6 protein-coding genes are annotated in these 5,581 nt (G+C 47.9%); 2 read left to right on the forward strand and 4 right to left on the reverse strand.

Going from position 1 to position 5,581, the window contains the following annotated elements:
* Nucleotides 1-1,372, forward strand: a 1,372-nt coding sequence (locus GXP58_10805; GenBank protein NOY54087.1) for a hypothetical protein, incomplete at its 5' end; no start/stop codon positions are given.
* Between the two features lie 107 nt (nucleotides 1,373-1,479).
* On the opposite strand, the gene GXP58_10810 is transcribed toward GXP58_10805, so the two are convergent.
* The 3 genes from GXP58_10810 to GXP58_10820 all read right to left on the reverse strand — a co-directional run bounded on the left by GXP58_10810 (nucleotide 1,480) and on the right by GXP58_10820 (nucleotide 3,541).
* A complete protein-coding gene (locus GXP58_10810; protein ID NOY54088.1) occupies nucleotides 1,480-2,511 on the reverse strand; it encodes an ATP-binding protein in 1,032 nt (343 codons plus the stop codon).
* A 224-nt stretch (nucleotides 2,512-2,735) separates the two neighbouring features.
* A complete protein-coding gene (locus GXP58_10815; GenBank protein ID NOY54089.1) occupies nucleotides 2,736-3,029 on the reverse strand; it encodes a hypothetical protein in 294 nt (97 codons plus the stop codon).
* Complete coding sequence (locus GXP58_10820; GenBank protein ID NOY54090.1) at nucleotides 3,026-3,541, reverse strand: hypothetical protein; 516 nt, start codon at nucleotides 3,539-3,541, stop codon at nucleotides 3,026-3,028. Before GXP58_10820 ends, GXP58_10815 begins: the two co-directional genes overlap by 4 nt.
* Before the next feature lie 336 nt (nucleotides 3,542-3,877).
* Here GXP58_10820 and GXP58_10825 point away from each other — a divergent pair, with 336 nt between their 5' ends.
* Nucleotides 3,878-4,555, forward strand: coding sequence for a PEP-CTERM sorting domain-containing protein (locus tag GXP58_10825; protein NOY54091.1), 678 nt, complete (start codon nucleotides 3,878-3,880; stop codon nucleotides 4,553-4,555).
* Between the two features lie 332 nt (nucleotides 4,556-4,887).
* Here the strand turns inward: GXP58_10825 and GXP58_10830 are convergent, their stop codons facing one another.
* Complete coding sequence (locus tag GXP58_10830; GenBank protein ID NOY54092.1) at nucleotides 4,888-5,067, reverse strand: hypothetical protein; 180 nt, start codon at nucleotides 5,065-5,067, stop codon at nucleotides 4,888-4,890.
* Nucleotides 5,068-5,581 lie beyond the last annotated feature (514 nt).

Here is a 5,581-nt window from a genome sequence, read left to right on the forward strand (position 1 = left end):
AACGGATTTAAAGATCCCTGAGATCGGGCCGGCCATCGGCTATAAGGTGAACGATTATTTGTCGATTGGTTTTGGTGCCCGGATTGTCGCCGGTCAGTTTCGCTTCAAACAGGCGATTGGCACCGATTCGACGATTATGAAAGGAACGGGACGTTTCAGCCTAACCCATGAATTAGGGGATACCGCTCCTCAGTCGATCAAGGACGCTGGGTTTGCGAATTACGGTGGGGTCCTGTCAGGGAAATTTAGGGATGCAAGCCTTGGTGGAGTTCAATTCGGTTATCCGGAGCTACAGGGGATCGGCAGATTAGAGAATGCCTATGCCTTTGGTTTCGGCTGGGATGGGGGGGTCCAGTATCGGCCCTACGGATCGAACAAACTTGTCTTGAGTGTGAGTTATCGCTCCCGGTCTGTCATGGATTTCAAGGGCGGATCGCTGATGCTGGATTTTTCCGATCAGTTCCGGAAGTTCTATTACGATACGGCACAGTTTGCACCGTTTGAAGATGTTTCTTTTGGGGCTTACCTGCCCGGTGGTGCGACGAAGTTTAGGGGACCTCGTTTTTTCGATGCCCTGTTGGGAACTATTGATAATGCCGCTACGGAAGACCCGAGCCCGAAACGAAGGGCTTTGGCAAAGGCGGCAATGAACTGGTTTTTGCACGGGAAGAACAAGGACGGCTCAGACCATGTGACTCTTGATGGGAATGGATATGTCCGTTCTCTGAATCTGACGGCCTATTACGATCCTTATATGCAGTTTGCCCTTCCCCGTGAACTGACATTCGGAGCCGCCTGGCGACCGACGGAGCGTCTGCTCCTTTCCTGCGAATATAAACTGATTTATATGAATGATATGGTTGGGGATTACTTTACATTTAATCTGCGCAGTGGGGATAGCCCGTTTTTTAATTGGATGATTCTTAGCAAGGATCAGATTGAACGTGGGGATGACAGTTTCGATTTTTCCATGCATACTGATTTCAACACGATCCGCAGTATTTCATTGGGGGCTGAGTATGATCTGGGAAATAAATGGACCATTCGGGGAGGTGTACAGCATTCCAACAATACCTTTACGGCGAAACATGTCCCGCTTACGTTCAACATGCAGCCGGAAGATGTGGTCTCCGGCGGATTCAGCTATCGTTTGACGGATAACTGGGAACTTTCCTTTGCCGGGACGACCTCTTTTACCTGGGATACGACGGAATCGAAAGGGCAGGAAAAGACGGGTCCGAACTCCTTTGATCCTAATTTTGCGAACAATGCCGTTTTTCACAAAGGATCCGAGATCGACCAGTTCCATTCCAATGCTGCGTTTGATCACAAGCAGTGGCAGGTGAATTTCGGCGTGGCCTATCTCTGGTAATAAATACAAGTCACCTCTGAGGCGCAAAGGCGCAGAGGTACAAAGGGCGAAAGGGGTCAAGTCTGCTCTTGGCTTTTGCGCGGGATAATGTTTTTGTCAACACGTGGTTACACGAGTTGGGAAAGGAATGTCTGCCCGGGAACGGTGATGGGGTAAGGAATCTCAAAGCAGTCGGCATCGATAAAATCTGCATTCATCGAGAGCTGAAAAGCATGTTTGGCGCCTGTCCGTGTCTGGAAATAGTCCAGATTCCTGCTTAAGGCCTGGCCGGCGGAGGTCTTCACTTCAACAAGAAACCATGGTTCCCGGTTTTTTGTAACCAGGAAATCCACTTCCCGTTGATCTTTGGTCCGCAGAAAGTAGAGCTCATAATCGCCGAAGCCGTTGTCCACCCACCACTGAACAGCCTTCAATAGATGAGAGGCGACGAAATTTTCGTTTCTTGTCCCTTCGTCATCTACAAGCGACCAGTCCCAGAGAAAGGTTTTGGGGCCCTTCAGCAGGCTTCGGGAGATGTTACGGCTCCACGGTCGGATGGTAAAGCAATAGTAAAGCGATTCCAGCGCGGATACCCATCTTCGGATGGAGTCCTGAGATGCGCGGATCTTTCTTGCCAGCGCCGCAAAGTTTGTAAGCTGCCCTGCTTGCTGCCGGAGCAGTTCGGCCAGCAATTCCACCTGTCCTACCTCATAGATTTTTGTCGTGTCTCTTAAATCTTCACGAAACAGTAATTTAAGCCGTGTGCGTTTCCATCGATTGTAAAACCGGGAATTTCTTTTCAGGTAGGGCTCGGGGAATCCGCCGAAACGTATCAGGGCGCTGAAATCATCTTTCCGGATCCTTGCCGGGGCAGTGATCTCATGCTCCCGGAGCCCTGCGTGAATGACCTCTGCGACAGATAGAGGGTGCATCCGGTAAAGGAAGTAACGTCCCATCAGGCTGTCAGCTCCCTTCCGGTAAAGGTCCAACCGCGCGCTTCCGGTCACAACAATATGAAAACGGTTCTTTGCGTAGGTGTCGTAGAATCCCTTGATGAAGTTCTTCCAGTGAGGATACTTGTGAAGTTCGTCAAAGACGATGGTTCGGCTTTCCAGTAGTCTTAGCTTGTCGGCCACGGCTCCCGGACCCAGGAGGATCAACCGCCGGTGATCCTCGTTGTCCCAGTTGAAACAGGAAGGATCTTTTCTGATTTTATGATCAGTGGCGAGAATACTTGACCGGAAATTCGTTCAGGTATTCGCAGTATCTGTCGAAGTCGGAAAGATGGCGCTGGATAATACTGTAGAGTTCGAGCGGTTCAATTTCGAAATCACCATCCCTTTCAGGTGCCTCATCAACAAAAATGGAAGAATAATTTGAAGATTTATACCTTCGCTGAATCCAGCCAGTCTTCCGTCGTGACATTCAGGTGTTTGTTTCTCTCCTCAAGCAGGGAGAGAAATTCCCAGACATCCAGTTCCAGTTCTGTCCTTGCTTCTTCCATACTCATCTTCCCGTTTGAATAGAGTTTTATTACGCGTTCTTTCCTGTCTTCCTCGAATCCTTTTAGCAGAAGGAATCGAATATATTGAGTTTTGTCTTGCCCGGCTTTCTTTGCAAACCGGGAGATTGCCTTCAACAGGGTGTCATCTATGCGTATGGTTGTCGGGCGTTTCATGGTTCATCCCTCCTTGATTGCAGGCATAACAGCGCGTCCGCAATGATATCCCTGGCGTAGCGGCCGATCTTCTCCAGTTTCAAGATGGCAGTCCGTGCATGCTCAAAACTGATCCTGCCTCCTTCAAAAAGGCTGACCACTACTTTGGGGCTTATTGTAAACGGTATTCCAAGGTAACGGCATACTTTTATGGCTTTTCCGTCATCCGTCAGGATCACATCGGCGTTCCGTGTTGTGTAAAGTTGGATACATTCCGTTTCACCAGCTCCCAGTGTGATGGGAATATCTGCCGCCCCGGCGGAAGGTTTCTCAATCGCTATTTTATCTGCTTTGACCAGATCATGAATATTTTTTGCGTCAGGGTAGATTTGCAGAGTATTTTCATTTACGATCTCGTTATAGACCTTTGGGGGAACAATCAATTTTGATGAATCCGCAAGCCGTTCCAACGCTCCGCACTTCCAAAGCAGAATTAATGAACAGCTATCGGCGATTATGATTTTCACCGTCACTTCCCACCTCGCCTGGTTACAGATGATTACAAATGTAACATCCGTGCCCGCAATTGTCAATCCATTTCCCCGCCCCACCGAAAAGAGGGGTCTGCTCTTGGCTTTTGTGTGGGATAATGTTTTTGTCAACATTACGTGTTTACACGCGCAAGGGGTCAAGTCTGCTCTTGGCTTTTATCAACGGAAAAGCCAATCAATAAGGCGATCTTATAAAAGAATCATGAAATATAAAAAACGCAAATAAGTTCTTTTTTGCGCGACTTTTGCGTGCTTCAGGTTACTTATAAAATAACGATACGGCGTGTTTTATTAATTTGATGCTGGAAGGAGCTGTTTATGGCGAATTTTATTGAAATCTTCAGAGGGATAAGTCGTATATGGTTATCATGCATTTTTTCGATTTTTTTCGTCATCATCTGTTTGGAAGGGGTGGGCGATGCGACTCTGATAAATTTCGACGGTCAATTACTGTTCGGGCCTTCCTGGTATGCAGCGACAACCGTAAGACCTCAGCATCTGGATGTCGGAGGTGTGCAGTTTGACGGTGGCGTGGTCTTGACGAATATTGGTCTTCCGACGAACGCCTCTTCTGTTTACGCAACTTCCGATCAGGTGGACAGTCTGTTGAATCCCATTACGATTTCTTTTTCAGCGCCGGTTTCAAGTTATTATTTGAGCCTTTTCAACGGAATCGGGCACGAGATTGTTTATCGTGTTTCGGATGATGCAGGTCATTCTGTTGATGTGCCGCTTATGTCTTACAGTGTTTCAGGCGGCTATGCCACGGTCGGTTTTGATGCTACGAATGTGAATCAGGTGTCAATTCAAACGGTGGTTGACGCAACAACGCTTGGTTTGGGGAATTCCTGGAACTTTATGATTGATGAAATTGGGTATAATGAGGTCCTCCCCGAAGGGACGATCAGTACGGAGACGCTCCCGGTTCCCGAACCGGGTGGTCTTCTCCTTCTTGGAAGCGGTCTTATCAGCCTGTTTGTTTTGCGAAAGAAATAGATTGGATCAGGATGCTCCATTGCAGTGCGTATTTCTGTGGTTTGAATCCTTGATCAGGAAGTTGTGCAGGTATTCGTAGTGTTTGTCGAAGTCGGAAAGATGGTGCCGGATAATACTGTAAAGTTCGAGCGGTTCAATTTCCTGATATTCGGTTTCTGTAGCCGGTCATTCGGATGAGGGAATCAGAGAATCCATGGGGGTTGACCCCTTTGGGGGTGCAAAAAAAAGAGACTGCAGGAGCGGGGGTGGATGAGCCGGGTCCACGCCTTCTCCTGCAGTCTGCTCACTTGCGGGGTACCTTTCGGCACCCCTTAGGGGGAATGGGGGTTATGCTATGCTACGGACGCGCTTTCTTTTTCCTGAATTTCATCAAGCCCCAAAAAAACAACCTTGGAGCAGATCGGACATTTGTAATAGATGTCAAAAAAGATGGCGCCTCCTTCGTCACGATTCAAGGGAAGGAACCGGGTGTCGTCTCGGTACATTTTTGAGCCACATTTGTCGCAATTCATGAACCGCCCTCCTTTTTCCAACCGTCCTCTGCAGGATATCAACCAAGCTTTTCTGCAATCTGCCTATCTCGTAAAGCAAAGTGAATGCCAACTTTCAATGCTCTTATCGGTTGCACCCTTTTGAGACTTTAGAAAAAATGTTCTTCCACAATATGTAGTCTCTTTTTCTGAACAGAACGCAACTTATGCGAATTTACCTTGTGCAAAAAAGAATTGTATTTTTCTTCTTTGGTTCTGGTGAGGGCGGTTTTCCTGTGGAAATAGAGCCGCAAAGTCGGTCCATATGGCTCAAATTGGTCAAAATGGGCCGTTGGTTTTTTGTCGGTGACAAAATTTCGAGCCAAGGTTATGACGGGTCCAAACTCCTACTCCTCCTTTTTTTGACGGATTTTTACCCACACTTAACACCGGAGATGGGGCAAGGGAGGAGTGGCGAAGATGTGGAGAGTCATCTTCCGTCAAAGATGATGGTGTCGTAAAAAGTCGTTTTTCGGATTCCGTTCATGGTTCGACA

This window comes from Deltaproteobacteria bacterium, assembly GCA_013151235.1.
Taxonomy (GTDB): Bacteria; CG2-30-53-67; CG2-30-53-67; order CG2-30-53-67; family CG2-30-53-67; genus JAADIO01.

Bases quoted from the DNA above. Each gene is read 5' to 3' on its own strand.
- GXP58_10815 (NOY54089.1), bottom strand. From the start codon at position 3,029: ATGAAACGCCCGACAACCATACGCATAGATGACACCCTGTTGAAGGCA.
- GXP58_10825 (NOY54091.1), top strand. From the start codon at position 3,878: ATGGCGAATTTTATTGAAATCTTCAGAGGGATAAGTCGTATATGGTTA.
- GXP58_10830 (NOY54092.1), bottom strand. From the start codon at position 5,067: ATGAATTGCGACAAATGTGGCTCAAAAATGTACCGAGACGACACCCGG.